This is a genomic window from Streptomyces boncukensis (genome assembly GCF_011045075.1).
Classification (GTDB): Bacteria; Actinomycetota; Actinomycetes; order Streptomycetales; family Streptomycetaceae; genus Streptomyces; species Streptomyces boncukensis.
Genome location: NZ_JAAKZZ010000883.1, coordinates 1 through 1799 on the forward strand (window position 1 = coordinate 1; position 1799 = coordinate 1799).

Annotated in this window: 2 protein-coding genes; both read right to left on the reverse strand. The window is 74.5% G+C overall.

Translation table 11 applies throughout. The features are described 5' to 3' along the window. Positions 1–1344 (reverse strand): condensation domain-containing protein (locus tag G5C65_RS36675; RefSeq protein WP_206442680.1); only part of this gene is annotated, 1344 nt, incomplete at its 3' end. A gap of 2 nt (positions 1345–1346) precedes the next feature. Further along, positions 1347–1799: phosphopantetheine-binding protein (locus G5C65_RS36680; protein WP_165303362.1), on the reverse strand; the 453-nt coding region annotated here is incomplete at its 5' end.

Genomic DNA, 1799 nt, shown 5'->3' on the forward strand with positions numbered 1-1799 from the left:
GTGCAGGGGCAGTTCGGCGAGCGGGCGTTCGGGGGTGCGGACGGCCTCGGCCAGCAGCCGGTGCAGCTGGTCGGCCAGGCCGCGCACGGTGCGCTCGTCGAACAGGTCGGTGCTGTAGACGAGCGTGCCGCCGATCCGCTCGCCGTCCTGCCACAGGTGGAACTCCAGGTCGAAGCGGGTCGAGGCACGTGGCAGCGACTCGGCCCGCAGCGCGGCGCCGGGCACGGCGCTGTCGGTGTCCGGGCTGGTCTGGAGCGCGAACAGGGTCTGGAACAGCGGGGTGCGGCTCGCGTCGCGGTCCGGCTGGAGGTCCTCCACCAGCTTGTCCAGCGGCACGTCCTGGTGCGCGAAGGCTTCGGAGCACAGCTGCCGGACCCGGGCCAGCAGGGTGGCGAACGAGGGGTTGCCGGACAGGTCGCCGCGCAGCACCAGGGTGTTGACGAACAGGCCCAGCAGCGCCTCGGTCTCGACCTGTTCGCGGCCGGCCACCGGGGAGCCGATCAGCAGGTCGTCCTGTCCGGTGCGCCGGTGCAGCAGCGCGCTGACCCCGGCGAACAGGGTCATGAACAAGGTGGCGTGGTGGGTGCGGCCGAGCCGGGTGAGCGCCTCGGCCAGCTCGGCGGGCAGGGTGAGGTCGACGCGGGCGCCGCGGAAGCTCTGCGCCGCGGGCCGCCGCCGGTCGGCCGGCAGGTCGAGCACCGGCAGATCGCCGGCCAGCCGGCGGTGCCAGTAGGCCAGTTGGCCGTCCAGCTCCTGGCCGGCGAGCCGGTCGCGCTGCCATTCGGCGAAGTCCGCGTACTGGATCTCCAGCGGGGCGGGCGGCGCGGGCCCGCCGGTGAGCCGCCTGCGGTAGCCGGCGGTCAGCTCCTGGGTGAGGAGGTTGAGCGACCAGCCGTCGGTGATGATGTGGTGCTGGCACAGCAGCAGCAGGTGCTGATCGGGGGCCGTGGTCAGCAGCGCGGCCCGCAGCAGCGGTCCGCGCGTCAGGTCGAAGGGCCGGTCCACCCAGTCCAGCGCCCACTGCCGCTCCTCGTCGGGCGCCGGCCGCACGGTCTCCAGCTCCACCGTGCCGGTGGGCGCCACCACCTGGTGCGGCTCGCCGTGCTCGGCCGTGAAGGTGGTGCGCAGGATCTCGTGGCGCGCCACCACCTCGTTGAGCGCTTCGCCCAGCGCCGCCGGGTCGACGCGGCCCGACCAGCGCAGCGCGAGGGGGATGTTGTAGTACGGGTCGTCCCGCCGCAGGTGGTGCAGGAACCACATGCGCTGCTGCGCGTACGAGGCGGGGAACAGCAGCGGCCCGGCGTCGGCCGCTGAGGTGGGCTCGGGGTGCTCGGCCAGGGACACGGCTACTCCGTCTCGTCGGTCGCGTCGGTCGCGTCGGTCTCGTCGGTCGCTTCGGTTGCGTGGTGCGGCCCGGTCCCGGCGGCGGGCCGGCCGCGCCGGGCGCTGGGGCGGATCCGGCCCGTGGTGGCGGGCGCGGCCTGCTCCAGCAGCGGGACGAGCTCGGCGACGGTCGGCGCGTCGAAGACGCGGCGCAGCGAGAGCGCCGTGCCGCACCGGTCGCGCAGCCGGGCCACGAGCTGCATGGCCAGGAGCGATTCGCCGCCCAGGTCGAAGAAGTTGTCGTGGACGCCGATGCTGTCGATGCCCAGCACCTCTTCCCACACGGCGACGACCTCCTTCTCCCGGGGTGTGGCCGGTGCCGCGTACGGCACGGACAGCTCGGGGCGCCGGTTGAAGGAGCGGCCGACGGGCGCCGCCTCCCCGGGGACGGGGCCCGTCGGCCTGTCTCTTATACA